Consider the following 24,760-nt stretch of genomic DNA (forward strand, 5'->3'; position numbering starts at 1 on the left):
TTGTTATCTCCAGATGGCAACGAGGAAACCGGCGGTGAACAGCGCGTGTCGACTGATCCGCAACTGCCTGGCGAACGTGTGACGAAATCGGCCGAAACACGCATTCTTATGTTTGACGGCAAAAGTGAGCGCCAAATCACACCACGACACACCAGCAAAGTGGGCGCGCGGACACCCTCCGCGGCGTGCGGAATTCGCTGGAACCGCTCCCCGACGCGGGGGTCAGGCCGGCTCGACGCCCCTGAGCGTCGGAACCACCGCCTGCGGAATCAGACCTTCGGGGTCGCAGAGCTGCAGAACGCGGGACACCGCCGGGCTTCCGACGACGCACCAGGCGACGTCCTCGCGGGAGAAATGGGCGCTGATGGCGTACAGCGCCGACGCGCCGTCGAACGCCATGAACGGCACGTCGGTCAGGTCGACGACCACCGTCCGGGAGGCGCCTGCGGCCTCCCGGACCGCATGCGCGAAGTGCTTGGCGTTGGCCGCGTCCACCTCACCAGCGACCGCGACCGTCGCCTCCTTGTCCCGCCCCCGACCCCGCGTCCGGCACGCAACAGTCAGCGACGTCGAAGCCACGCAAAAGCTTCGACTGTCGGCTGACCTGCTGCGGATGGACGTGACGGTCATGGCACGGAGATCACGGCGCCGAGTCTACGACTGCTCGGCCGCCTTCTGTCGTGCCTCATTGGCCTTCGCTTCGGCGCGGGCCTTCTCGGCCTCGGCTTCCTTCTGCGCGGCCTCCCGCTGGGCGTCGGCCTTGTCCTGCTGAGCCTCGCCCTCGCGCTTCAGATCGTCGCGGCCGGTCACCACACCGACAACCTCTTTGGCCTTGCCCTTGACGCCTTCGACGACACCCTTGACGGCTTCTTCGGGACCGGAATTGTTGTCACCCACGGGAGCGCTCCCTCTGCAGTGTTCCGCCCGGGGACGACGCCCGCCGTTCCGGGGAGCGGCCCGGCCGCTCAGCGTTGCGACTGTTCCCGGTCCCGCGAATCCCCAAACATTCAATCCGCGAAGTTCTTCAACGCGACCTCGAGAGAGGCGATGGTCCCTTCAACAGCTCGCGCCGGCGCATGACGAAGCGATCTCGGTCAGGACGAGATCNCGCTGTGGCTGGCGGACAACGTCGGGGTGCAGGTGGCGTCGATCAGCGGCGGCACCCGCGACGGGGTGCGGGCGGAACTGACGATGAACTCCGACACCCCGGTACCCGCCGACGTGACCGCCTCGGTCATGTCCAGGATCAGGCCGGTCGGCCGGCGGTCTGCCGCCGCCGTCATCACGTCCTGCAGTGTGGGAGCGGTCAGCATGTCGACGGCACCGGAGGCGGCGACGACGACAACGCCGTCGACCTGGTGTTCGGTGAATTGCTGCACGTCGGAGAGCCTCGTCTCGTCCCGGCCCGCGGAGGGCCGGGTATGTCGGAAGGCTGCAGTCTGAACCTGAGAAGATGCGGCGTCGGGAGCGACGACCGGTACAGGCTATCGGAGTGCCGGGGCGAGTGCGCGTGCCAACCTCGTCGACCCGCGCAAACCTTCGTCTGCGGGGGCTACCGTGAGGGTGGTCTGGCGGCGGCGAGCGAACCGGAGGTGGGCAGTCCGTACGCGCATACAACTGGCGGAAGAGGTCGAGAGCGGCCTGGCCGGTTCGTTGAATCCCCGACGCACAGCGATGCGATTGCTCACGCTGCTCAAGCCCGAGCTCGCCGACTGGGCGGTGCTGGCACTGCCCGACGCGCGCACGGGTGTGCTGCGCCTGCAGGGCGGCGAAGCGGTCGGGTTCACCGCGACCGTTCCGCTCGCGACGATCGCCGGCACCCGGCTGGACCGGCTGCTGCGCACCGGCAACACGGACGTCACCACCGACGCCCGCGATCCGGCCCTGGCCGGCATCCTGCCGCAACCGCTGCTGCGCGGGGAACTGCTCGCGCTCGGTCTGGAGCAGCTGCTGGCCGTCGGCCTCAACGCGCGGGGCGCCACTCTGGGCGCGCTGCTGCTGGCCCGGCGCGGCGGTTTCGACGCCGAGGACATCGAGTTCGCCACCCGGCTGGCGTCCCGCGCCGCCATCGCGCTGGACTCCGCGCGCCTCTACGAGGAGCGCGGGCAGATCGCCACGGTGCTCAGCGGGGCACTGCGGCCGCCGTCGCTGCCGGATGTCGAGCACCTGCGGCTCGCTGCCCGGTACCGCCCCGCCGCCGAGCACATCGACCTCGGTGGCGACTTCTACGACGTGCTCGGCTCGGACCGGGACTGGCTCATCACCCTCGGCGACGTCTGCGGCAAGGGTGTCGTCGCCGCGGCCGCGACTGGGCGCACCCGCCAGAGCATCCGCACCGCAGCGCATTTCGACCGCCACCCCGCCGCGCTCCTGCGAGCGCTCAACAGCGTGCTCTACGAGGCCGGTACGGACCAGTTCGTCACGGTGCTGTGCGCGCGTGTGAACGTCGCTGCCGACGGCGCCCACGCCGACGTGGAGCTGGCCACGGCGGGGCATCCGGCCCCGATCCTGTTGCGCGCCGACGGGCATGTCGAGCACCTGGAGATCTTCGGCGCGGCCTGCGGGATGGTCCCCGGCATCGAGTACCGCACGATCTCGCTGCGCCTGCACCGCGGCGACACGATGCTGATGTTCACCGACGGCGTCGACGAAGCGCACGGCGCGCAGGGGCTGTTCGGGGTCGACCGGCTGCTCGCGCTGCTGCCGGCCTTCGCCGGGGCGGCGCCCGACGTGATCTGCGAGGCGGTGGAACAGCACGTCGTCGAATACGTCGACGGCCGGCCGCACGACGACATCGCGATGCTGGCGGTGACATGCGGAAGCTAGCCGACGGCGATCGCGTGCAGGACTACGTGCGCGCCGTCGCATCCCGGGACACCAAGGCCGTCCAGTCGCTGATGACGCGCCTGTTGGACGACGGAATGGATCCGGTGACGGTCCTGACCGACGTGATCGCCGCGGTCCAGCGGGACAACGGCGAGCGCTGGCAGCGCGGCGAGTGGACCGTCGCCGAGGAGCACGCGGCCACCGCGATGGCCGTGGCCGCGACCAAGGCGGTGAGCCGTCACGTGCGGCGCGCCGCCCCGACCCGCGGACGCGTGCTGGTCGCCTGCGCCGAACGTGAGTGGCACGCGCTGCCCGCCATGATCATCGACTGCACGCTGCGCAGCGACGGGTGGAACACCGTGCTGATGGGTGCGGCGACCTCCCCGGCACGGCTGAACCAGTACCTGCAGGACTACGGGCCCGAGGCCGTGGCCGTGAGCTGCTCGATGCTGGGCTCCCTGTCCGCCACCCGCCGGTTCATCGAGGCGAGCACCGCCGCCGGGGTACCGATCCTGGTCGGCGGTCCGGCGTTCGGCGTCGACGACGTGCGGGCCAAGGCCCTGGGCGCGACCGCGTGGGCAGCAGATGCGCAGGGCGCACTGGCCGCGGTCGCCGATCTGCCCGCCGTGGTCCCGCCCGCGATGCCGCTGCCGGCGGACGCCGTGGCCGAGCAGGCCAACCTCGAGCACGACCACCGCCTGATCGTCGAGGGCCTCGCGGCCGGCTGGTCGGTGACGGCACGCGCGCTGCCCGACCGCGCCGACGCCGAGGTCGCCATCGACGCGCTCAACCAGCTGCTGCACGCGGTGTCGGCGGTGCTGCTGACCGGAGACAGCCGGCCGGTGCCGGAGACCACGGCGTGGATCGCGGAGGTCGTCACCACCCGCGGATTCGACGTCGCGGTCGTCGCCGAACTCGCGGAGAAGGCCTCGGCGGCGTTGCAGGGCTATCCCCTCGCCCGAGGCATCGTCGACACCCACTTCGCCGACGCCCTCTGACACCACGGAATTCACCTTTTCCGGCGCGCGTTGAACCGAACGGCCCTCACCCCCGTGTCATCGATCGTGACCACTCAACGAGCCCTCGACACAAGGAGTTTCCGCATGAAGACATTCGTGGCCGCCGGCCTGCTGCCCTTCGGCGCGCTGGCGGCGTTCGCCGTGCCGGCGTATGCCGCACCGAGCGCCGACACCGGCGGCAACGCCGTGGCGACCATCAACCAGCTCAAGGCCTCCGGTGCCGACGTGCGGATCAACCGCATCGGCAGCGGCCCGCTGGACGAGTGCGAGGTCACGAACGTCAACAGCTTCTCCCGTCCGGCGCAGATCATCCCGATCGACGACGACGACATCAACGTGTTCACCACCTTCCCGAAGCCGAAGGTGACCGTGACGCTGAACTGCACACGCTGACCCAGCCGCCGGCCCGGCCGAGCGGTGGCTAGGTTGGGAGCCCATGACGCAGTCGGTGCCATCCCCCGCGTTCCCGAGGGGGATGGCACTGCTCGTTGCGGGCGCGTTCTTCATGGAAATCCTGGACGCCAGCATCATCGCGCCTGCGATCCCGGCAATCGCAACGTCTTTCGGGGTGGCCCCCGTCGACGTCAACGTCGCGATCTCGGCCTATCTGGTGACGGTCGCGGTGCTGATCCCGTGCAGCGGTTGGCTGGCCGACCGGTTCGGCATCCGTCCGGTGTTCCTCATCGCGATCGTCGTATTCACCGCCGCTTCGCTGGGATGTGCGCTGAGCACGACGCTGCCGATGCTGGTCGGCATGCGTGTGGCGCAGGGCATCGGTGGCGCACTGATGGTCCCCGTCGGCAGGCTGGCGGTGCTGCGTTTCAGCGCCAAGACCGACCTCGTGCGGGCGATCGCGCTGCTGACGTGGCCGGCCCTCGCCGCGCCCGTGGTGGCGCCCGCCCTCGGCGGCGCCATCGCCACGCTGGGGTCCTGGCGGTGGATTTTTTTCGTCAACATCCCGATCGGACTGGTGGGATTCCTGTTGGCGCTCAAGCTGATCCGCGGTGAACCGGCTGTCCCGCCGATACGGCCCTTCGACTGGCGCGGGTTGCTCCTGCTCGGAGCCGGAATCGGTGCGACGCTCATCGCCGTGGAACAGGTGCGGGCCAGCGGGACGTCGTGGCCGGCGGTGGGCACCGGTGTGCTGACAGGGTCGGCGCTCCTGGCGATCTCGGTCCGGCATCTGTGGCGCAGCCCGTCGCCTCTCATCCAGCCCGCGGTGCTACGGGTGCGGACGCTGCGGGTCTCGGTGACCGGCGGCGCGGTGTACCGGCTGGTCGTCACCGCCGTTCCGTTCCTGTTGCCGCTGCTGTTCCAGCTCGAGTTCGGCTGGTCGCCGTTCGCGGCGGGCCTGATGGTCACCGCGTTGTTCCTGGGCAATCTGACCATCAAGCCGGCCACCACGCCGCTGATGCGCCGGTGGGGCATCAAGCGCGTCCTGCTGGTCACCGGGATCGTCTCGGTGGGCTGGTTCGGAATGCTGGCCGTGCTGCGGCCGGGGGTGCCGGTCGCGGTGATGGTGCTGATCCTCTACGTCAGCGGGGCGTTGCGCTCGATCGGTTTCACCGCCTACGCCAGCCTGGCCTTCGCCGACGTCGAGGGCGAGGAGCTCACGCATGCGAACACCCTCAACGCCGCGGTGCACGAACTCGCGGCGGGCCTGGGCATCGCCGTGGCCGCTCTGGCGCTGACGGTCCTGACCTCCTTCTCGTGGACGTTCGTGGTGCTCGGCGGGGTGCTGGCGCTCTCGCTCGTCGAGACCGTCCGGCTGCCGGGCGACACGGCCGCGCATGTGACCGGTCGCACATGAATCATGCTGTAGCCGTTCTGAATTCGATTCGTGACCGGATGCAAAGCGGGCACCCAGGTTCTGCACATCGCCCACCCAAGCCGCGTCCTTAACGTCGTCGCTCGTATGGCGCCCTGCCATGCACGACACAGAACGGAGCGACACATGACCTTCACCCGTACGCTGGGCGCCTCGGCGATCGCCGGAGGAATCGCACTCGCGGGCCTGCTCTCCGCAGGTTCTGGGGTCGCCGGCGCCGAACCGGGTGGGCCCTGCGACCGGCCGGGCGCCCCGGCCTGCCAGCCGGCTCCTCAGCCGAACGGCGACTGGCAGCACCGCGGTATCGACCAGGGCCGGCAGGATCACCAGCCGTTCCAGTACAACGGCCAGCAGGTGCGGCCACTGCCGGCCGGCAACGGCGACGGGTGGGGCTTCTGGTTCCTGGGCCGCTGGATCCGCCTGTAGCAGCGGACGCACGGGCGGGGTCCTGCGGGGCCTCGCCCGCAGCGCGCCCCGCAGCGCCGCACGAACTGCCCGCGCGCGCCTCCCGCACAAGTCTCGACCTTCACTTTAGCCTTGGGGGCCGTGACCACAATGCTGGAACCGTCGCTGGCGGAACTGGATTTCGAGCCCGACATCCTGTGCACCTGCCGACGCTTCTGCGGACCCCTGGCGCATCCGGCGCAGTGGTGGGTCACGCTGTCGTGCGGCTGCCCCTACCCCATGTGTCAGCGAGCGTTGAGAATCGCCAACGTGCGCCTGAAGGTTCGCCCGTTGACGTGCCGGCACTGCGAGACCGAGCAGATCGCGATCCGCTCGGTCTCCCCGATCTGAGAAATCAGTCCCGCACGCCCGTCGATCCGGGCGACACCGGCTCCGACACGTGGGCCGGCTCCTGGCGCGCCGACCGCAGCGCGGGAGGCCGCAGCCGCTCGGGCAGCGCACGGAGGATCGCTCCCAGCACGGCGACGATCGCCAGGGCGCAACCAACGACCAGCAGTACTGGAGCGGCGGGGAAGACGTTCTCGATCACCATGAACGCGCCGAAGAGCACGAACAGTGCGGCGGCCGCGATCTGGATGAACCGCTCCGGGAGGTGCTTGCCCGCCACGGCACCCACCAGGATGGCGAGCGCGTCGGCGGCGACCATGCCGATCGTGGAACCGATCCACACGCCCAGCCAGTTGTTGTCGGCGGCCAGCGTGATGGTGGCGAGCATCGTCTTGTCACCGAGCTCGGCGAGCATGAACGCCGAGGTGACGACGAAGAACGCGGGCGCGGTGGCGCGCTGGGCGCGCGAGGCCTCCTCGTCGCTGAGCGAGTCCCCGCGCAGCGTCCACAGCCCGAAGAACACGAACATCGCGCCGGCCAGCAGGCCCAGCAGATGGGTGGGCAGCGCGGCCCCGAGGTAATGCCCGATCGCGACGGAGAGCACGTGCACCGCGGTGGTCGCCGCCAGGATCGCGGTCAGCACCACCCACCAGCGGTAGCGCAGCGCGAACATCATCGCCATGAGCTGGCTCTTGTCGCCCAGCTCGGCCACGAAGATCACGGCGAAGCTCAACAGCAGTGCGGCGATCACCAGCGACTCCTCAGTCAGGTGGCTGCCGTTCGGAGGTGGGTACACGCCTCCGGCCGACAACCGAAACGGTCTGTGCGGCCGAAGGTCTCGCCCACCGGATATGACTCCGGTCCGGATGGCCGGGCCGACGCGTAGACCGCGGGGCCAGTATGTCGACCATCCGATTGGGGGCTACTCCCCTTCGCTTCGGACAGCCTACCCTGGCCGATGCCGGACGTGCAACTCGCGCACCTCGAAAGTGCCTGTCCGACAATAAGTTTGACTGCACTTCCGAAAATCTTCGGACACCCTGATCCGTCAGTGACGGGACGGGAACTCTTGACGTACCGACCGGTCAGGCGTAGGCAGAATGTCTCATCCCGTTGAGGTCGGAGACGTCATGGAGGACGCGGACTACATCGTCGTCGGCGCGGGATTCGCCGGCCTCACCGCCGCGTTGCGACTCACCCAGGCCGGGCATTCGGTGCTCGTCATGGAGGCGCGGGACCGGCCAGGTGGCCGCACCTTCACCGAAACGCGCGCCGACGGCAGCTACATCGATCACGGAGGTACCTGGATCGGCCCGGGTCAGGATCGAATCCACGCGCTGATGGCCGAGCTCGGGGTCAGGTCCTACAAGCAGTACGTCGACGGCGAGGCGCTGATGCTCGTTGACGGTAAGAACTACCGCTACGGCGGCACCATTCCCTGGTCCATGCGACCGTGGGTGTCGGGAAACCTCGCCGCCGCATTCCTCGAACTGCGGAGGATGTGCGCGTCGATCCCGGTGGAGGCGCCGTGGGACGCGGCGAGGGCGGACCGGTGGGACGCGACGACACTCGCGCAGTGGCTCGAGCGCCATGTACCTGTTCGGCAGGCGCGGGGTCTGCTCGAGATGGCGCTCGCGGGTTGCTACACGTCGGCGGCCACGGAACTGTCCCTGCTGTTCGTGGCGTACCAGCTGGCCAGCGCGGGCGGACCGGACTTCGTGCTGGGCGTGGAGGGCGCTGCCGAGGACGCGCGCCCGGTCGGGGGCATGGGCGCGATCTATCGCGGGATGGCCGACTGTCTGGCCGACGGACTGTGCCTGCGCGTCCCCGCACGCTCGATCAGTCAGGACCGCGCGGGGGTCACGGTGCGGTGCGACGGGCGGGAGGTGCGGGGACGGCGGGTCGTCGTCTCGGTCCCGATCGCCATTGCCGGGCAGATCATCTACGAGCCGGCGCTTCCCGTGGACCGGACGTTCCTGCATCAGCGGATGCCCTCGGGTGCTGTCCTCAAATGCCACGCCCTCTACGGCGAACCGTTCTGGCGCGCCGACGGCCTGACCGGACAGTCGGCGGCTCCCGGGACCGCCGCCGCAGTCACCATCGACGCCGGTATGCACGCGGGCGGGCCCGGGGTATTGGCCATCGTGAACGAGGGGCCCACGGCCCGTCGGCTCAGCGCGATGACCCCGGCCGACCGCGCCACCGCCATCACCGAGGCGCTCGTGCACCGGTTCGGGCCGAAAGCTGCTGTCCCCGTTGAGTTCACGCAACAGGACTGGACGGTGGAGCGATACTCCGGCGGCGGAATGATCAGCCATGCGCCACCGGGTGTGCTCACCGAGTTCGGGCACGCGCTCCGGCCGGCCTGCGGCCGCATCCACTGGGCGGGCACCGAGACGTCGGCGGTGATGTACGGCTTCGTCGACGGAGCTGTCCGCTCGGGAGAGCGCGCCGCCCGTGAAGTACTCGCCGCAGACGCGGCGGCGTGAGACCTCACTTCCGGTGCGACGCGGTGACGTCGCCGACCAGCACCGCGCGGGTGTACAGAAGATGAAAACCCTTGCGCTGCACATTCTTCTGCGACGTCGAGCCGGGAGCGGTGGTGACGACGGCGAGGTCGCACCCACGCTCGGCGGCGTCGCGTAGCCGGCGTTCGAGCAGAGCGGCCTGCACCCCGCGGCGGCGGTGGGCGGGTGCGGTGGCGGCACCGGTGAGCTGGGCGATGCCCTGATCGCACCGCATGCTGGCGCCGCCGGCGACCGCACCGTCGCACAGTGCGAGGTACGGCACCGCTCCGGCCCGCTCCATGTCGAGCTCGGCACGCTCGATGACGTCCCGCGGAAAGGTCTCGTGGCTGGGCACTCCGGCACCGTCGGGGTGGGCGAATCCCTCGATGATCACGTCGAGCCAGTCCCCGAGATCCCCCGCCTCGGCGCGGCGGATCTGCACGCCCGCCGCCGGGCGCGGCGACAGGTCGCCGGGCAGCGCCCGGCCCAGGACGTTCTCGAAACCCACCAGTCGGTAGCCGCGTGCGGTCAGGTCGGCCGCGACTGCCGGGTCCGCCAGCTGGCACAGCTCGACGGCCACCGCGACACCGTGGGCCGCGAAGACCCGTTCGATCTCGTCGAGCTCCGCCGCGTCCGGCGATCCGGCGAACCCCAGCCCGACCACCTTGTTCATCGGTGATCCGGCATCGGCGCAGCAGGCGACGCCGCCGGCGACGGGCATCGCGATGCCCCAGGCGCCCCGGGCCCCGGCGGCTGCGGTCGCCGACGCGATCAACCCGGCCTCGGCACGTTCGATGCGCTCGGCGAGTGCGATGCCGCAGAACAGCGGTGTCTCCGTCACGGAGCCATTCTGTCGGGGTTTGGATCTGCGGCCAACGGAGAAAACAGGTCGCCGTGGAACAGAACAACACGCCGCCGCCCACGCCTGAGGACGCGACGAAGGCCAGCGACGAACAGCGGGAGTTGCAGGACAAGCTCGACCATCAGAACGACGATCCCGAGGCACCCGCCGGCTGGCAGACCCGCAACGAGATCCCCGACGAGAACTGAACCGCGTCAGTCGGCGGCCAGCGCGAGCACCTCGTCGAAGCCGGCCCGCAGGCACTCGGTGAACAGGTCGACATCGGGGATCGCCCCGGTGTCGACGTCGATGCCCAGCGAGCAGGTGTCGACGTAGGTGAGCAGCGTGACGTTGACGGCCGAGCCGATCGTCGGCCCGAACGCGTACTGCATCACCACGTGCGCCCCGCCGAGGGTGACGGGTACCGGTATCCCCGGCACATCGCTGGCCAGGAAGTCGACGTGCCGCAGGATCGAACCGATGTACCAGCGCGGCATCCGGTTGAGGAAGCCGGCGATCAACTGGGTGTGGGGCAGCGACTTCTCGTGACGCACCTGGTCGGTTCTCTCGTGGATCTGCCGGATGCGCTGGGCGGGATCGCTGACCCCGACCGGGACGTCGAACCGCATCAGCGTGATCCGGTTGCCGCCGGGTGCGTCGTCGTCGGCCCGCAGGCTGATCGGCATCGTCAGGTGCAGGTCGCCGACGCCGACATCGTGCTTCTCGTGGTAGATGCGCAGGCCACCGGCCACCCCGGCGACGAACGCGTCGTTGAGTGCGCCTCCGCTGCGGTGGGCCGCCTCCCGCAGCGGCGGCATCGGGATCTCCAGAACGTCGAGGCGGCGGGTGAGGGTCCGCCGCTTCATCAGCGGCGATCCCGTCTGGTTCACCGGCCGCACCACGCGGTAGACCGAGGTGGCCATCTCGGCGACGGAGCCGAGGGTCTGCACCGGGTGCCGGATCCCGTCGACGAGCAGCCGCGGCACCTCCGTCGCCACCCCGGCGAGTGCTCCCCCGACCAGCCCGGCGCTGTAGCGCGCGGTGTCCCAGTACTCCCCGAACAACGGCTGGCGCGCGACCTCGTCGGTGGCGTCGGATTGCGGCGGCAGGTCGGTGAGCCCGAACAGCGCCATCGCGATCTGCACGCCGCCCACCCCGTCGGTCAGCGCGTGGTGGAACGTGCAGAGCACGGCCGCGCCGCCGTCGGCGAGTCCCTCGATCAGCGTGATCTTCCACAGCGGTCGGGCGCGGTCGAAGTCCTCCATCTGCGCCAGGCGGGCCAGTTCGAGGACGCTGTCGAACGATCCCGTTCCGGGGGCGCCGATGCGGCGCATGTGGAAGTCGAGATCGAATTCCTCGCAGTCCTGCCAGCGCGGCGGCGCCGGCGGCGGTGAGGCCACCACCTTCTGCCGGAACATCGGCAAGTCGCCGCTGAGCCGGAGGAAACGTTCGCGAACGTCGTCCCAGTCCGGCGTCCGGTCCAGGCGGAGGACCGTGACCACCGTCGACCTCAGCCGTGGATCGCTCTCCATCGACCAGGTGAATGCGTCGCTGCTGCGCATGAATTCATTCATCGTGTGCTCCCGCTCCTCAACCTAGGGCCGCCACGCGCTCGATCACATGGGCCGCGGCACAGTGAGGACCTTGTTCCCTCCACGAGGCGACCGAGGTCCTCTGACCCGCCGGAGGCACCACACGCGCCGGCGAATCCCGGTGTACCGAATGCCCATTCGGTCCTGACGGGCATCGGCAGAAAATTGGGCATCCGGTCGTCGCCATTGAAGAGAATCGGCTGCGGCCATTCGTCCGCCGAGGCCGCCGTCGCTGTGGTCAGCATGAATCGGGCCCTTCGACGAACCACACCATTGTCATCAACCCCCTTGGCTTTTCCGGCTGAGCGAAAAGCCCGGCCGTTTCCGGAAAACAACGAATCCGTCACGGCGTGCGGCGTAATGTCACGCCGTCAGCAAATTCGTAGGAGGTGCGCCATGCGCGGCACAGGAATCATGTCAGCGGCGCTGGCCGCCGCCGGTCTGGCCACCGCACTGGCGGCCCCCGCGGTGGCGGACCCGAACGACGACGTCTTCATCAACGTGATCCAGAACGAGGGCATCCCGTTCTCCAGCGAGGAGAACGCGATCAACCTCGCGTCGGCGGTCTGCGACTACGTCGGCGCCGGGCAGGCGCCCGAGCAGGTGGCCGTCGAGATCAGCGAACCCGCCGGCTGGACCGTCGAGCAGAGCGGGTTCTTCGTCGGCGCGGCCACCCAGACCTACTGCCCGTCCTGATCGTCCGGCGCGCCGCCGGCCGGGCGTTCGGGCACCATGCGCTCGCGCAGGCTGTCGTAGATCGGCGGTGACCCGACCAGTTGTGCGGCCAGCACCGCGGCGGCGGTGGCGCCCAGCATCGGCACGGTCACCGACGTCGTGGCGGTCATCTCGATGACGATGACCATGCCCGTCACCGGCGCGCGGACCGTCGCCGAGAAGAACGCCGCCATCCCTACGATGGCCACCGGGATCGCCAGCGAGGTCACGTCGTGCGGCCACACCAGGCCGAAGACGCCGACGAACAGCACACCCCACAGCGCACCGACGGCCAGCAGCGGCGCGAACAGGCCGCCGGGCAGGGCGGCCGAGTAGCACAGCGGACCGGCGACGAAGCGGATCGCGAGGTATCCCGCGACGAGGGCGAGCACCAGGGTGTGCCCGCCCAGGAGCAGCTGGGTCAGCGTCTGGCCGTCGCCGACCGACAGCGGCACCACGACGCTGGCCAGCCCGACGAGCGCCCCGATCACCGTCGCCTTGACGATGGCCGGAATGCGCGCGACCGCGGTGACGTGGTCGAGGAACCACAGCACCGTCTGGTTGTACACGGCGCCGAGCAGGCCCGTCAGCACCCCGAAGACCAGGAACAGCGGCAGCCAGGCCAGCGCCGGGGCGGCCATCCTCGCCACCGCGAAGTCGGGGTGGTTGCCCAGGATCAGCCGGGAGCAGCCGACGGCCGTGGCCGACGCGAGCGTGGTGGCCAGCACCATCTGCAGCCGGAACGCCTTGGTCACCTCTTCGACGGCGAACAGCACCCCCGCGATCGGCGCGTTGAAGGCGACCGCCAGGCCGGCGCCGCCCACCGCGGTCTGCATCATCCGGATGTCGGCGTCGCCCAGGCGCGCACCCCGGGCGGCCTGCGCGCCGACGGCCGCCCCCATGTGCACGGTCGGGCCCTCCCGGCCGAGCACCATTCCGGACCCGATCGCGAGCACGCCGCCGACGAACTTGCCGAACATGAGTCCGATCAGCGGTGGGCGCGCATGACCGTGGTAAACGGCCTCGACATGCTGGATACCGCTTCCTGCCGCCAGCGGCTGCCGGCGCACGATCAGTGCGGCCAGGGCCGCTCCCGCCGCTGCGGCGGCCACCGGGATCAGCCAGCCCGGGCCCGGTAGCTGGTGCGCCCAGTCGACCAGGTCCAGGCGCAGCCGCTCGGCGGTCTGCAGGCACCAGCGGAACGCACCGCCGACGAAACCGATGACGACTCCGGCGAGGATCGCCGTCACCGCGATGACGAGCGAGCCGCGCGCGGTCACGGGATGTGTTCTCCTTCGCCGCTGGGACAGCCGGGCATACAGTTTCGCAGATCGGACCACGACAAGGAGACCGACGGTGAGCATGGACGCCGCCCCCCCGCCGAACTATCCGCCACCCGCCGCCGCGCGGGGGCGCGTGGAACCGGTACCGCGGCGGGTGCGCGGATTCCTGGGCGGCCAGCCGGTCTTCGACACCACCGCGGCGCGGTACGTGTGGGAACTGCCGTACTACCCGCAGTACTACATCCCGCTCTCCGATGTCGCGGCCGGCGTCCTGGTCGACGAGAACCATCCGCAGCGCGTGCAACTCGGGCCGTCGCGCACGTTCGCCCTCACCGGCGCGGGGCGAACGGTCCCGTCGGCTGCGCGGGTGTTCGACGACGGTGACGGTCCGGTCGCCGGCATGGTGCGCTTCGCGTGGGACGCCCTGGACTGGTTCGAGGAGGACGAGCCGATCTACGGCCACCCCCGCAACCCGTACGCGCGGGTCGATGCGCTGCGCTCGCACCGGCACGTCACGGTCGCGATCGGCGGGGTCACGGTCGCCGACACCAAGAGCCCCGTGCTGCTGTTCGAAACAGGCTTGCCCACAAGGTATTACATCGACCGGACGGAAATCTCGTTCGAGGTGCTGCACCCGTCGGAGACTCAGACGCTGTGCCCGTACAAGGGCGTCACCTCGGGCTACTGGTCGGCCGAGGTGGACGGCACGGTGCACGCCGACATCGCCTGGACCTATCACACGCCGCTGCCCGCGGTGGCCCCGATCGCCAACCTGGTGGCCTTCTACAACGAGAAGGTGGATCTCACCGTGGACGGAGAACCGTTGCCGCGCCCTCGAACTCACTTCAGCTGATGGGCCGCCGAGTGGCGGCCACACTCGCCGTCTGCGCGGTTCTCACGGCGGGCACGGGCGCTCCGCCGGTATCGGCCCAACCCGATCCCGTGGCGCGTCCCGACCTCGTCTCGCTCAGCGACGTCGACCCGTCGATCCTGCTCGACATCCGGTATGCCACCGAGCACAACTTCACCGGCCGCCGGGTCGACGGCTACGAGGCGCCGATGTGCCTCTTGGCGCGCCCGGCGGCCGAGGCGCTGCGCGACGCGCAGCGCGACTTCCTCAGCCGCGGATACTCGCTCAAGGTGTACGACTGCTATCGCCCGCAACGTGCGGTCGACGACTTCGTCTCGTGGGCGCGCGACCTCGCCGATCAGCAGATGAAGGCGGAGTTCTACCCGCGGGTGGACAAGAGCCGGTTGTTCGCCGACGGCTACATTGCCGAGAAGTCGGGCCACAGCAGAGCCAGCACGGTCGACCTGACGCTGGTCGCCCTTCCCGCGAGGCCCGAACCGGTGTACATCGCCGGGCAGCCGCTGGTCGACTGCACCGCCCCGGCGGGGCAGCGCTTCGCCGACGCCGGCATCGACATGGGCACCGGATACGACTGCTTCGACACGCTGGCGCACACGCTCGATCCCCGTGTGCAGGGCAGCGAGCTCGACAATCGCCTGCTGCTCATGGGCGGGCTGAAGCAACACGGGTTCGAGAACTACGACAAGGAGTGGTGGCACTTCACGCTCACCCCGGAGGTCTACCCCGACACCCTGTTCGACGTCCCCGTCGCGCCGTCGTCGGCAAAGCGCTGAACCGAACCCCGCAAACTCGCCCACGAAGAGGCGGTCGGAGCGCGACACTGATCAGATGACCGCAACGGAGCGGTCCGGAGGACAGGGGACCTTCGATGAAAAGACTCGTCATCCTGCTGGGACTGTGCCTGCTGGCCGTCTCCCCCGCCACCGCGGAGGCCGCGACCGCGCTGCTCGTCGGCGGCGCCGGCAAATATCACGTGCTGACCGACGAGGACATGGCCACCGCGATGGGCGGCTACTTCGCCGACTACACGCGGGTCAATGTCGCCTTCCCGGGTCAGGTGAACAGATTCAAGTACTCCGTCGACGTCGGCACCGAGAACCTCTACGCCGCCGTGTACACCACCCCGGGCCCCAAGACGATCGGCAGTGTCTCGGCAGGCTCACCGGTGATCTACAACGTGCTGCGGATGCTGGATCAGGATCCGAACCCGCCGTCGCCGACGGAACTGGATGCAGCGGTGTACGGGGGCATCAGCGCCCGGTGGTACCGCGGGACCGGCGTGAAATACCAGCCGCTGCCGGAGACTCAGTACAACCTCAAGGTGGTCAAGGCCGAGTACGACGGCATCGCCGACTGGCCTGACAATTCGTTCAACGGGCTCGCGGTGATGAACGCGGTGATGGGTGGCTTCCTGCTGCACGTGCCGATGGCCTACTACGACATCTCCCAGGTGCCCGCCGACCACATCACGGTCTCGGAGCCGAATTCCCGGGGCGGGGTGACGACGAGCATCCTGATCCCCACCCCGGTGCTGCCGCTGCTGCAGCCGATGCTGTCGAAGGGCGCAGACCCCGACAAGATCGCCGCACTCGACGCCAAGCTGCGACCGATCGTCGACCGGGCCTACAAGCGCAATCAGACTTCTGCCGCGACAGCCGATGCGGTGGACGCGACAGAGGCCGCCCAGGCGCCGGCGACGGAGCCGCAGAAGCCGCAGAAGCCGCGACGCAGCCTGTGGAAGGACCGGAAGGCCGAGGCCGCCGAACGACGGACCGCCCGTCAGGCCGACCGCCGGCAACCGCAGCGTCCGGCCGTCTCGAGCACCCGACCGTCCGCCGGGGCCGACACCGCCGACGCCGCGGCCTCCTGATCGGAGCCGGTCAGTCGTCGGAGCCCGACGTACTGCCCGCGGTCGACGAGTTGGTCGTCCCCGGCGACGACGTGCCCCCGGTGGTGCCGATGTCGTTGCCGGTGGCCTTCTTCGTGTCGTCGGCCTTGCTGTCGTCGGCGGCCGACGAGGCGTCGTCACCCGCGTCGCCGGCGTCCGACGCGTCGGAAGCGTCGGTCCCGGCAGCCGTATCCTCGGTGTCGTCCTCGGTGACGTCGGGCTCCGGCGTCACATCGTCGGCGACGGTGGTGTCGTCGGTCTCGTCGACGTCGCCCTGCTGCGGTTCCTCGTTGTCGGAGACCGGCTCGGCCGACGTCGTATCGCCGCCCTTCTCCTCCTGCGTCGAATCCTCTTCGCGCGCCAGGGCTTTCGTGTCGTCACTCGATGCCCCACCACGCTGCTCGACCGGCGGCGCATCGGCCGCGGCGGTGTCCGTGGCCGCGACCAGCGTCGCCGTCTGCGTGCCCGGCTTGCCGGGGATCTCCGCACCCGGATTGATCGGGCCGGGCCGGGTCTCGCCGGGCGGCACCTTGACGAACAGCGAGCACAACCCGCACTGGGTGCCGACGACGAACGGGTTGAACGCTGTGTTGAGCCCACGCAGCAGACCGGTGATGGTGCCCACGATCATCTGCAGCGTCGGCAGTTTGATCTGGCTGAAGTCGGGCGTCTCGAGCAGGCTGTTGTAGAAGTTCTCGAACGGATCGAACAGGTTCAGCGCGTAGGTGCCCTCTGACCACGGCTCGGGCTCCCCGTCGGGATCCTTGATGTCACACAGCCCGTCGGAGCTGCAGGTGATCGGGTTCTTGACGGCGGGGAAGGTGTAACCGCCCGGGGAGAACAGCGCGACGATGTGCCGCAGGTCGAACATCGTGGACAGGATCTGCTCGGGGTGGTCGCAGCCGCCGACGTTGGTGCCTGTGCAGCCGACGTTCATCGGCAGCTGGGAGGCGGCCACCGTCGCGAGGATGTTGCCCAGACCGACCGAGAGTGCCGGGAACGGCAGCAGCACGTTGACCAGCGACTGGTAGCGGGCGATGTCGGCCGAGTCGGTACCGAGCACGTTGAACGGGTGATACACCCACCAGCTTCCGCCGTACTCCAGGTCCGCCGTCAGGCCGACCACACCGGTCTGGTTCAGGTCGATGCCGTCCCGGGAGTTGGTGAAGCTGAAGCCGCTGTCGGGGAGATCCCCGAGGTTGACGTCGCCCTGCCCCAGGGCGTTGAAGAAGTTGTAGGGCACGTTGGCCAGCGCGATGAACAGGTTCGCCGGGATATTGAAAAGGCTGGGCGACAGGTTGGGCGCACCGCTCGGCGCGGCGGCCGCCGCCGGTGCGCCGGTGAGTTCCTCGGCGCCCGCCGTCTGGCAGAGCGTTCCCGAGACCCCCTGGCAGAAGTCGTTGGTGGTGGCGGCCACGAGCGCGACGTCCATGCCGACGGTCCGGATCTGCGGCTGCGTCGGGGTGACGGGTGAGACGGCGATGACGCTGGCGCCCACCAGCGCCACACCCGCCGTGACAAATGGACGAACGGAAGGCATGGCGCCCCTTTCGGAAGCGTCCCCGCCGGGGAGCCAGCAAGGATCACGGGTTGACAGCAGCAATCACCGTAACCGGAACGTGACCGGACCCGTAGCAAATCGCCGGATCCGCTCACAGATTCGTCACATCCGGGGTGCTGTCACCCTGTTCACCCTGCTTAGCGCCGTCCCCACCACCCGTGTCCGCACCCGTGGCAATTGACGCCAGTGCAAATCAATTACCGAGGGTGCAGCGTCCGTTTTCCGCAAACGGCGGCCAGGCCGGTCTACCGGGTTCTGGCTACTCCACGATGAAGACCGGGATCTGCCGATCGGTCTTCGTCTGGTACTCGGCGTACGGCGGGTAGTTCTCGACCGCGAGCGCCCACCAGTGCTCGCGCTCCTCGCCCTCGAGCTCACGGGCGGTCATGGTCTTGACCTCCTCGCCGTCCTGGACGGTGACGGTGGGGTTGACCTTGACGTTGTGGTACCACGACGGGTGCTGCGGATCGCCGCCCTTGGAGGCGACCATGGCGTACCTGCCGTTCTCCTCCACGCGCATCAGCGGCACGTAGCGCTTCTGGCCGGACTTGGCCCCGGTGGTGGTGAACAGGACGACGGGACGGTCCATGATCTCGACGCCCTCAGTGGTCCCCTGCTCGAGGATCTGTTTGGTCTGGTCGCGAACCCAGTCGGTGGGGCTCAGCTGCGGTTGCTCAGTCATGCCCCCAGTCAACACCAACTCCGGGGAGAAATTCCCGCGGAGTGTGGGGCTACAAGACTTTCGACAGGAAGTCCTGCAGCCGAGGGTGTTTGGGGTTGTCGAACACCTCGGCGGGCGTGTCGTCTTCGACGATGTTGCCATCGGCCATGAAGATCACCCGCGAGGCCACCTCGCGGGCGAAGCCCATCTCGTGGGTGACGACCACCATCGTCATGCCTTCGGCGGCCAGCGTGCGCAGCACCTCCAGCACGTCCCCGACCATCTCCGGATCGAGCGCGCTGGTGGCCTCGTCGAACAGCATGATCGACGGGTTCATCGCCAGCGCCCGGGCGATGGCCACCCGCTGCTTCTGCCCGCCGGACAGCGTCGCGGGTTTGACGTGCGCCTTCTCGGCCAGACCCACCTGGCCCAGCAGTTCCATGGCGCGTTTCTCGGCAGCGGCCTTGTCCATCTTCTTGGTCAGCAGCGGGGCCAGCGTGACGTTGTCGATCACCGTCATGTGCGGGAACAGGTTGAAGTGCTGGAACACCATGCCGATGCGCTGGCGCACCTTGTCGAGGTCGATCTTCTTGTCGGTCAGATCGAACTCGTCGATGACCACCGTGCCGCCGGTGATGTCCTCGAGCTTGTTGAGGCACCGCAGGAACGTGGACTTGCCCGAACCGGACGGCCCGATCACGCAGACGACCTCGCCCTCCTTGACGGTCGTGGTGATGCCGTCGAGCACCACCAGATCACCGAAGGACTTCTTCAGCCCCTCGATGCGGATCTTCACCGCGCCTTTGTGTTCCGTCGCGGTCTCGGGTGCCAGTTGGTTCATTTCACGAGCCTCTTCTCGAGTCGGTCCGAGAGTTTGGTGAGCGCCATGATGACGATGAAGTAGATGATGCCGATGATCAGCCACATGTTGAACGACTGGTAGTTGCCGGCGATGATGATCCGGCCCGTCTGCGTCAGTTCGGCGATGCCGATCACCGACAGGATCGAGGTGTCCTTGAGCGTGATGACGAACTGGTTGATGTAGGACGGGATCATCGTGCGGATGGCCTGCGGCAGGATCACCTTGCGCATCGTCGGCAGGTAGCCGATGCCCAGGCTGCGCGCGGCCTCCATCTGCCCCTTGTCGACCGACAGGATGCCGCCGCGGACGATCTCGGTCATGTAGGCGCCCGCGTTCAGCGACAGCGTGATGATGCCGGCGGTGAGCGCGGACATCTGGAAGCCGAGCGCCGACGGGATGCCGAAGTAGATGAAGAACGCCTGCACCAGAAGAGGCGTGCCGCGGAAGATGTCGACGAAGGTGGTGCCGATGGCGCGCAGCCAGATGGCCCGTGACACCCGGAACAGCCCGAAGATGACGCCGAGGATCAGCGCGAAGAAGATCGACACGACCGTCAGGATGACGGTCATCTTGAGGCCCTCGAGCAGCAGCGGGAAGGTGCTCTTGATCAGCCCGAGGAACGAGTTGTCGTCGGTGGTGGCCTCTTCCCCGAGGTAGGCGCTGATGATCTTGTCGTACTCGCCGGAGGCCTTGAGGTTCTTCAGGCCCTCGTTGAACTTGCTCAGCAGTTCGGGGTTCTGGCCCTTGTTGACGGCGAAGCCGTAGCCGGTCGGGTCTTCCTTGGGGGTCACGGTCTTGAAGCCGTTGCCCTGCGCGATGCCGTAGAGCAGCACCGGGTAGTCCTCGAAGACCGCGTCGGAGTTGCCGGTCCGCACCTCGTCGAACATCGACGACGAGTCGGCGAACGACACCACCTCGAAGCCGTATCTGTCTTTGATCGAGTTGGCGAAATCAGAGCCCTGCGTGCCGTTCTTGACCGCGACGCGCTTGCCCTTGAGGTCCTCATAGGACTTGATGTCGTTGTTCGATTTCAGCACCGCCATCTGGATGCCGGACTCGAAGTAGGGATCGGAGAAGTCGAAGACCTTCTTGCGTTCGTCGGTGATCGACATGCCCGCGATGACGCCGTCGACCTGGTTGGCCTGCACGGCCTGCAGCGCGGCGTCGAATCCGAGGGGCTTGATGTCGACGGTGAAGCCCTGGTCCTTGGCGATCGCCCGGATCAGGTCCATGTCGATACCGACGAAATTGCCCTCTTTGTCCTGGAATTCGAACGGCGCGAAGGTGGTGTCGGTCGCGACGGTGTAGGTCTGCCCCTGTGCGTGGGCCTGCGGGGCGGCCGACAGCACCGAACCCATTCCCACCACGAGGAGAACCCCGACCAGATAGACCACGCGGCGGCCGATGTGCGTCCACCACCCCGCCGCTTCCGGGACGGTACGTCCCGTCCAACCGGCTCGCATGCTGACCTCCCTGTCGACGATGATCAGGTTGAGGCTAGACCCACGGGCNCCCCGCCGCTTCCGGGACGGTACGTCCCGTCCAACCGGCTCGCATGCTGACCTCCCTGTCGACGATGATCAGGTTGAGGCTAGACCCACGGGCGCGCGCCTGATCCGGTTATGGGGGTCGGTCGCATCAACTGTTCCGTTGTGAGAGACGCTTGCGCAGGTCGGCGTTCTCGGCTTCCAGCGCGGCGAGCCGGCTGCGGGTCGGCGCCAGCGCGCTGTCGAGTTCGGCGACGGTGAAGCGGGGGGTNCTTGCGCAGGTCGGCGTTCTCGGCTTCCAGCGCGGCGAGCCGGCTGCGGGTCGGCGCCAGCGCGCTGTCGAGTTCGGCGACGGTGAAGCGGGGGGTGATGTGCTGCGGGCAGTTCCAGTCGTAGGCCTCCACGGCGACGACGACGGCACGTTCGACCACCGCGTCGTAGTTGTCGTCGGACAGGGAGCGCAGCAGGTCGGCGTCCGCGTCGGCGGTGACGATGCGGGCGTGGCCGAAGATCTTCAGCCTGCGTCGGTGGGCGTAGTCGACGGCGATCAGCGCGACACGGTCATCACCGGCCATGTTCCCGGTGCTGATGTACTGCAGGTTGCCGCGGAAGTCGGCCCAGCCGATCGTGTGGTCGTCCAGCACGTGCACGAATCCCGCTGTTCCGCCGCGGAATTGCACGTAGGGCCAGCCCGTCTCGCCGATCGAGGCGAGGTAGAAGCCGTCCCGTTCGGCCAGGAACTCCTTCTCGTCCTCGGTCAGCGGATCCGGACCCGGTGAACTCGCACCCGCGTCGGCCTTGCGACCGTAGAAGGTCTCGCTGCCGTGCTCGGCCTGTACAGCGCGGACGTCGTCGGTGAAGGCGATGGTGCCGTAGCGCTTGCTCATGGCGCCTCCGAGACGCGAATGACGATCACTGGAGCGGGATTTCGTGGCCGTGCTCCTCCTCGGGACGCGGCCCGAAGTAGCGTCGCTGCGATTCCTCGATCCGGATGTCGTTGATGCTGGCCTCGCGCCGGCGCATCAGTCCGTGGTCGTCGAACTCCCACAGCTCGTTGCCGTAGCTGCGCCACCACTGCCCCGACGCATCGCGGCATTCGTACTGGAATCGCACGCCGATGCGGTTGTTCCGGAAGCCCCACAGGCTTTTCCGCAGGGCGTAGTCGAGTTCGCGCTGCCACTTCGCGGTGAGGAACTCGACGATCGCGTCGCGTCCGGTGAGGAACTGGTCGCGGTTGCGCCACGCACTGTCGGGCGTGTACGCGAGGCTGACCCGGTGCGGATCGCAGGTGTTCCAGGCATCCTCGGCGGCCTGCACCTTCTGCAGCGCAGAGGTCAGGTCGAACGGGGGGAACGGTGGACGGGATTCACTCACTGCTCGCGCCTTCCTGTGCGGCGGTCATCGCGGCGACCACCTCGCTCGTCGTCGGCACGGCATGTGCCAAAAATCCGTAGTTGACCAGCGCGGCCTGGTAGCCGTCGCCGAACACCGGGTGCCGCGGTCCGGCCGTGGCGTCGCGGACCACGGCCACCTCGAAGCCCTGCTCCAGCAGATCCCGCAGATGCGACTCCACGCAGATGTTGGCGAGCATGCCGCACAGCACCACCGTCGCGATGCGCCGCTTGCGCAGCTGCAACACCAGGTCGTTGGTCTGCGGACCCCACACCTTGTGCGGGCTGGCCACCACCGTGGACCCGTCGTCGATCATCGGCTCGAGCTCCTCGAGCCAGTCCGCTCCCGACCCCGCGAAGCCGTCGAGGGTGAGTGCGCCGCGCCGCGCGAACGTGCCGGTGCGGAGCTCGTCGGATTCGAGCGGCCCGTTGAACAGCCACCGGTGGTCGGTCGGATAGAAGTAATGCGGGGAGACGAACACCCCGTAGCCGCCCGCCTTCGCGGCGGTGAGCAGCGCGACGAGATGCTCGACGGTCCGGTTCTCGGTGACGCTGGCGCCCAGCACCTCCCAGTTCTTGCCCGCCGGGCTGAGCACGTCGACCTGGGGGTCGATGACCACGACGGCGGTGTCCGCGGCGTCGTAGTTCACCGCAGCGCTTCCTGTCGGCCGAGGAAGTCGCGGATGTAGCCGGCGATCTCGTCGCCGTGGGTTTCCAGCGCGAAGTGCCCGGCGTCGAGCAGGTGGTATTCGCCGTCGGGGAGGTCGCGTTTGAAGGCCTCGGCCCCTGCGGCGCCGAAGATCTCGTCGTTGCGACCCCAGGTGACCAGAAGCGGCGGCTGGTGGGTGCGGAAGTACTCCTGGAACGCCGGGTAACCGTCGAGGTTGAACTGGTAGTCCCAGAAGAGCTGCAGCTGGACGGCGTCGTTGCCCTTGCGGTCGAGCCCGGCCTGGTCGAGTTGCCACGTCTCGGGGGCGATCCGGTCGAGCCGGTCGGCGGGAACGCCGTGGGTGTACTGCCACCGGGTGGTCTCGGGGGTGAAGTACTCACGCACCTCGTCCTCGTTGGCGGCGCGATCCTGCGCGTGGGCGAAGAGGCGGTCCCAGAACGGCGTGAAGCCTTCGGTGTACGCGTTGCCGCTCTGGCTGATGATCGCGGTGATCCGCTCGGGCCTCGCGCTGGCGATGCGCAGACCGATCGGGGCGCCGTAGTCGTGGATGTAGATCGCGAAGCGCTCGAGGCCCAGGTGTTCGATCAACTTCTCGGTGATCTCGGTGAGCCGGTCGAAGCTGTAGGTGAACTGGTTGACCGACGGCATGGCGGACTGACCGAAGCCGATGTGGTCGGGGGCGACGAGGTGGTACTCGTCGGCCAGCGCGGCGATCAGCTCACGGAACATGTGCGAGCTGGACGGAAACCCGTGGAGGAGGAGCAATGTCGGCCGGGCGGGGTCGCCGGCTTCGCGGTAGAACACGTCGAGCCCGTCGATGGTCGCGGTGTGGTAGCGGGTGACGGTGTCGGACATGGCGCTCCTCGGAAGGTGTCGTAGACCGGGCCGCGCCGGTGCTGTGGCATTCAGCCTGGCTGGATCGGGGCCGCGGAAAAAGGGGCGATCGGCGATCGGTCTGATCGTGCCGGTCGATCAATGAGCATCACGTGCCTACGATCAGCGGGTGGAATTGCGCCAGCTGGAGGCGTTCGTTGCGGTCGCCGGGGAACTGCACTTCGGGCGCGCCGCGGAGAAGCTGCGCATCGGTCAGCCGACGCTGAGCGATCTAATCCGCCGGTTGGAGCGCGAGGTCGGCGCTCCCCTGCTGACCCGCACCACCCGCCGGGTGGCGCTGACGCAGGCCGGCGTCGAGCTGTTCGGCCGCGCGAGGGCCATTCTCGAGGACGTGGAAGGCGCGGCGGCGGCGATCCGGCGCCTGGCCGACGGCGACGCGGGCACCGTCCGATTGGGCATCACGCCGCCGGCCGCGCCGGTGCTGGCGCCGCATCTGGCCGACGCGCTGCACCGGGTGGCCCCCGAGGTCGACCTGGCGGTACGCCGGATGTGGCTGCCGGATCTGCAGCGCGCGATCGGCGAAGGTGCGCTGGACATCGCGATCACGTGCGGGCCGGTGACCGACCCGCCCGGAATCCTCAGCGAGGTGTTCTGCGCCGAACCGGTGATGATCGCGTTACGCGACGGTCATCCCCTCGCCGACCGCGAGACGCTGGACCTGGCGGACCTGGCGACCGAGACGCTGGGGATGCACAGCGAGGCCCTGTTCCCCGCATGGTCGCTGGCGTTGCAGGAGGTTCTCGACGACGCCGGAATCCGGCCCCCGAGTGTCGAATTCGCCGACACCGATCTGTCGGCCTATCGGTGGCCGGCCCAAACCGAGATCGACTGGGTGCTCACCACCGCCGCCGTGGCGGGCGTGAGCGCCGGTGTGGTGCTGCGGCCCCTGTCCCCGGCCCGGTACCTGCCCTACACCCTGCAGTGGTGCCCGATCCGTGCCACGGCGGCCGCGGTCGGCCGCTTCGTGCACCTCGCGCTGTCGGTCGATGTGCCGCCGGGATGGGTGAGCCAGCCGGACCATCTCCGGCACACCGGCAGCGGTTAGGGATTACATCCGCGCGGTCGTGGGCATT

At 68.8% G+C, this 24,760-nt stretch carries 26 protein-coding genes and 1 pseudogene; 13 read left to right on the forward strand and 14 right to left on the reverse strand.

Annotated features, from left to right (window positions below; all coding sequences use genetic code 11):
- Nucleotides 1–222: 222 nt before the first annotated feature.
- Entirely contained in the window at nucleotides 223–579 is a 357-nt protein-coding gene (locus MCHUDSM44219_RS19045) for an STAS domain-containing protein (RefSeq protein WP_236695515.1), read from the reverse strand.
- A 75-nt stretch (nucleotides 580–654) separates the two neighbouring features.
- Nucleotides 655–897, reverse strand: a complete 243-nt coding sequence (gene mbp1, locus MCHUDSM44219_RS19050; RefSeq protein ID WP_048419817.1) for a microaggregate-binding protein 1 — start codon at nucleotides 895–897, stop codon at nucleotides 655–657.
- A 777-nt stretch (nucleotides 898–1,674) separates the two neighbouring features.
- On the opposite strand from mbp1, the gene MCHUDSM44219_RS19060 reads away from it, so the two are divergent.
- The 6 genes from MCHUDSM44219_RS19060 to MCHUDSM44219_RS19085 all read left to right on the forward strand — a co-directional run bounded on the left by MCHUDSM44219_RS19060 (nucleotide 1,675) and on the right by MCHUDSM44219_RS19085 (nucleotide 6,468).
- Entirely contained in the window at nucleotides 1,675–2,826 is a 1,152-nt protein-coding gene (locus tag MCHUDSM44219_RS19060) for a PP2C family protein-serine/threonine phosphatase (RefSeq protein WP_082162279.1), read from the forward strand.
- Nucleotides 2,814–3,824: a cobalamin B12-binding domain-containing protein gene (locus MCHUDSM44219_RS19065; RefSeq protein WP_048419819.1), complete on the forward strand. Its 1,011-nt coding sequence runs from the start codon at nucleotides 2,814–2,816 to the stop codon at nucleotides 3,822–3,824. Before MCHUDSM44219_RS19060 ends, MCHUDSM44219_RS19065 begins: the two co-directional genes overlap by 13 nt.
- A 105-nt stretch (nucleotides 3,825–3,929) precedes the next feature.
- Nucleotides 3,930–4,238 carry a hypothetical protein gene (locus tag MCHUDSM44219_RS19070; protein WP_048419820.1) on the forward strand — a complete coding sequence of 103 codons (309 nt, stop codon included), beginning with the start codon at nucleotides 3,930–3,932 and terminating at the stop codon, nucleotides 4,236–4,238.
- Nucleotides 4,239–4,320: 82 nt separating this feature from the next.
- A complete protein-coding gene (locus MCHUDSM44219_RS19075) occupies nucleotides 4,321–5,655 on the forward strand; it encodes an MFS transporter (protein WP_048419821.1) in 1,335 nt (444 codons plus the stop codon).
- A 144-nt stretch (nucleotides 5,656–5,799) separates the two neighbouring features.
- Nucleotides 5,800–6,099, forward strand: coding sequence for a hypothetical protein (locus tag MCHUDSM44219_RS19080; RefSeq protein WP_048419822.1), 300 nt, complete (start codon nucleotides 5,800–5,802; stop codon nucleotides 6,097–6,099).
- 129 nt (nucleotides 6,100–6,228) lie between these two features.
- Nucleotides 6,229–6,468, forward strand: a complete 240-nt coding sequence (locus tag MCHUDSM44219_RS19085; protein ID WP_048419823.1) for a hypothetical protein — start codon at nucleotides 6,229–6,231, stop codon at nucleotides 6,466–6,468.
- A 4-nt stretch (nucleotides 6,469–6,472) separates the two neighbouring features.
- Here MCHUDSM44219_RS19085 and MCHUDSM44219_RS19090 read toward each other — a convergent pair whose 3' ends face one another.
- Complete coding sequence (locus MCHUDSM44219_RS19090) at nucleotides 6,473–7,216, reverse strand: TMEM165/GDT1 family protein (RefSeq protein WP_048419998.1); 744 nt, start codon at nucleotides 7,214–7,216, stop codon at nucleotides 6,473–6,475.
- A 379-nt stretch (nucleotides 7,217–7,595) separates the two neighbouring features.
- Between MCHUDSM44219_RS19090 and MCHUDSM44219_RS19095 the strand changes: the two genes are divergently transcribed.
- Nucleotides 7,596–8,954: a flavin monoamine oxidase family protein gene (locus MCHUDSM44219_RS19095; RefSeq protein ID WP_048419824.1), complete on the forward strand. Its 1,359-nt coding sequence runs from the start codon at nucleotides 7,596–7,598 to the stop codon at nucleotides 8,952–8,954.
- A 4-nt stretch (nucleotides 8,955–8,958) separates the two neighbouring features.
- On the opposite strand, the gene MCHUDSM44219_RS19100 is transcribed toward MCHUDSM44219_RS19095, so the two are convergent.
- On the reverse strand, nucleotides 8,959–9,813 hold the full coding sequence (locus MCHUDSM44219_RS19100; protein WP_048419825.1) for a GNAT family N-acetyltransferase: 855 nt from the start codon (nucleotides 9,811–9,813) through the stop codon (nucleotides 8,959–8,961).
- 53 nt (nucleotides 9,814–9,866) lie between these two features.
- On the opposite strand from MCHUDSM44219_RS19100, the gene MCHUDSM44219_RS30370 reads away from it, so the two are divergent.
- Nucleotides 9,867–10,022, forward strand: a complete 156-nt coding sequence (locus MCHUDSM44219_RS30370; RefSeq protein ID WP_165762012.1) for a hypothetical protein — start codon at nucleotides 9,867–9,869, stop codon at nucleotides 10,020–10,022.
- Between the two features lie 6 nt (nucleotides 10,023–10,028).
- Here MCHUDSM44219_RS30370 and MCHUDSM44219_RS19105 read toward each other — a convergent pair whose 3' ends face one another.
- Nucleotides 10,029–11,387, reverse strand: coding sequence for a wax ester/triacylglycerol synthase domain-containing protein (locus MCHUDSM44219_RS19105; protein WP_048419826.1), 1,359 nt, complete (start codon nucleotides 11,385–11,387; stop codon nucleotides 10,029–10,031).
- A gap of 414 nt (nucleotides 11,388–11,801) precedes the next feature.
- On the opposite strand from MCHUDSM44219_RS19105, the gene MCHUDSM44219_RS19110 reads away from it, so the two are divergent.
- On the forward strand, nucleotides 11,802–12,101 hold the full coding sequence (locus MCHUDSM44219_RS19110) for a DUF732 domain-containing protein (protein ID WP_048419827.1): 300 nt from the start codon (nucleotides 11,802–11,804) through the stop codon (nucleotides 12,099–12,101).
- Here MCHUDSM44219_RS19110 and MCHUDSM44219_RS19115 read toward each other — a convergent pair.
- Nucleotides 12,086–13,399, reverse strand: coding sequence for a H(+)/Cl(-) exchange transporter ClcA (locus tag MCHUDSM44219_RS19115; protein WP_236695517.1), 1,314 nt, complete (start codon nucleotides 13,397–13,399; stop codon nucleotides 12,086–12,088). The two genes, MCHUDSM44219_RS19110 and MCHUDSM44219_RS19115, sit on opposite strands and share 16 nt — an antisense overlap.
- An 82-nt stretch (nucleotides 13,400–13,481) precedes the next feature.
- On the opposite strand from MCHUDSM44219_RS19115, the gene MCHUDSM44219_RS19120 reads away from it, so the two are divergent.
- From MCHUDSM44219_RS19120 to MCHUDSM44219_RS28510, 3 genes are all read left to right on the forward strand, one after another.
- Complete coding sequence (locus tag MCHUDSM44219_RS19120) at nucleotides 13,482–14,255, forward strand: DUF427 domain-containing protein (RefSeq protein ID WP_048419828.1); 774 nt, start codon at nucleotides 13,482–13,484, stop codon at nucleotides 14,253–14,255.
- The gene (locus MCHUDSM44219_RS19125; RefSeq protein WP_048419829.1) at nucleotides 14,255–15,046 is read left to right on the forward strand and encodes a M15 family metallopeptidase; all 792 of its coding nucleotides are present in this window, start codon (nucleotides 14,255–14,257) and stop codon (nucleotides 15,044–15,046) included. The genes MCHUDSM44219_RS19120 and MCHUDSM44219_RS19125 overlap by 1 nt, the downstream gene beginning before the upstream one ends.
- Nucleotides 15,047–15,141: 95 nt before the next feature.
- Nucleotides 15,142–16,143, forward strand: a complete 1,002-nt coding sequence (locus MCHUDSM44219_RS28510) for a PE-PPE domain-containing protein (RefSeq protein ID WP_053081300.1) — start codon at nucleotides 15,142–15,144, stop codon at nucleotides 16,141–16,143.
- A 10-nt stretch (nucleotides 16,144–16,153) separates the two neighbouring features.
- Here MCHUDSM44219_RS28510 and MCHUDSM44219_RS19135 read toward each other — a convergent pair whose 3' ends face one another.
- From MCHUDSM44219_RS19135 to MCHUDSM44219_RS19170, 8 genes and pseudogenes are all read right to left on the reverse strand, one after another.
- Nucleotides 16,154–17,701 carry a hypothetical protein gene (locus MCHUDSM44219_RS19135; protein WP_048419830.1) on the reverse strand — a complete coding sequence of 516 codons (1,548 nt, stop codon included), beginning with the start codon at nucleotides 17,699–17,701 and terminating at the stop codon, nucleotides 16,154–16,156.
- A gap of 280 nt (nucleotides 17,702–17,981) precedes the next feature.
- Nucleotides 17,982–18,404, reverse strand: coding sequence for a nitroreductase family deazaflavin-dependent oxidoreductase (locus tag MCHUDSM44219_RS19140; RefSeq protein WP_048419831.1), 423 nt, complete (start codon nucleotides 18,402–18,404; stop codon nucleotides 17,982–17,984).
- Nucleotides 18,405–18,453: 49 nt separating this feature from the next.
- Nucleotides 18,454–19,224, reverse strand: coding sequence for an amino acid ABC transporter ATP-binding protein (locus MCHUDSM44219_RS19145; protein ID WP_048419832.1), 771 nt, complete (start codon nucleotides 19,222–19,224; stop codon nucleotides 18,454–18,456).
- Nucleotides 19,221–20,603, reverse strand: a complete 1,383-nt coding sequence (locus MCHUDSM44219_RS19150) for an amino acid ABC transporter substrate-binding protein/permease (protein ID WP_236695525.1) — start codon at nucleotides 20,601–20,603, stop codon at nucleotides 19,221–19,223. Before MCHUDSM44219_RS19150 ends, MCHUDSM44219_RS19145 begins: the two co-directional genes overlap by 4 nt.
- 401 nt (nucleotides 20,604–21,004) lie before the next feature.
- Nucleotides 21,005–21,619, reverse strand: a pseudogene (locus MCHUDSM44219_RS19155) (pyridoxamine 5'-phosphate oxidase family protein); the annotation flags it as partial.
- A gap of 25 nt (nucleotides 21,620–21,644) precedes the next feature.
- Nucleotides 21,645–22,106: a nuclear transport factor 2 family protein gene (locus MCHUDSM44219_RS19160; protein WP_048419833.1), complete on the reverse strand. Its 462-nt coding sequence runs from the start codon at nucleotides 22,104–22,106 to the stop codon at nucleotides 21,645–21,647.
- The gene (locus tag MCHUDSM44219_RS19165; RefSeq protein ID WP_048419834.1) at nucleotides 22,099–22,773 is read right to left on the reverse strand and encodes a cysteine hydrolase family protein; all 675 of its coding nucleotides are present in this window, start codon (nucleotides 22,771–22,773) and stop codon (nucleotides 22,099–22,101) included. The genes MCHUDSM44219_RS19160 and MCHUDSM44219_RS19165 overlap by 8 nt, the downstream gene beginning before the upstream one ends.
- Nucleotides 22,770–23,648, reverse strand: coding sequence for an alpha/beta fold hydrolase (locus tag MCHUDSM44219_RS19170; protein WP_048419835.1), 879 nt, complete (start codon nucleotides 23,646–23,648; stop codon nucleotides 22,770–22,772). Before MCHUDSM44219_RS19170 ends, MCHUDSM44219_RS19165 begins: the two co-directional genes overlap by 4 nt.
- 148 nt (nucleotides 23,649–23,796) lie before the next feature.
- Here MCHUDSM44219_RS19170 and MCHUDSM44219_RS28515 point away from each other — a divergent pair, with 148 nt between their 5' ends.
- Nucleotides 23,797–24,732: a LysR family transcriptional regulator gene (locus MCHUDSM44219_RS28515; RefSeq protein ID WP_053081302.1), complete on the forward strand. Its 936-nt coding sequence runs from the start codon at nucleotides 23,797–23,799 to the stop codon at nucleotides 24,730–24,732.
- The last annotated feature ends 28 nt before the right edge of the window (nucleotides 24,733–24,760 follow it).

It is taken from the genome of Mycolicibacterium chubuense, from assembly GCF_001044255.1.
In the GTDB taxonomy this organism is placed as follows: domain Bacteria; phylum Actinomycetota; class Actinomycetes; order Mycobacteriales; family Mycobacteriaceae; genus Mycobacterium; species Mycobacterium chubuense.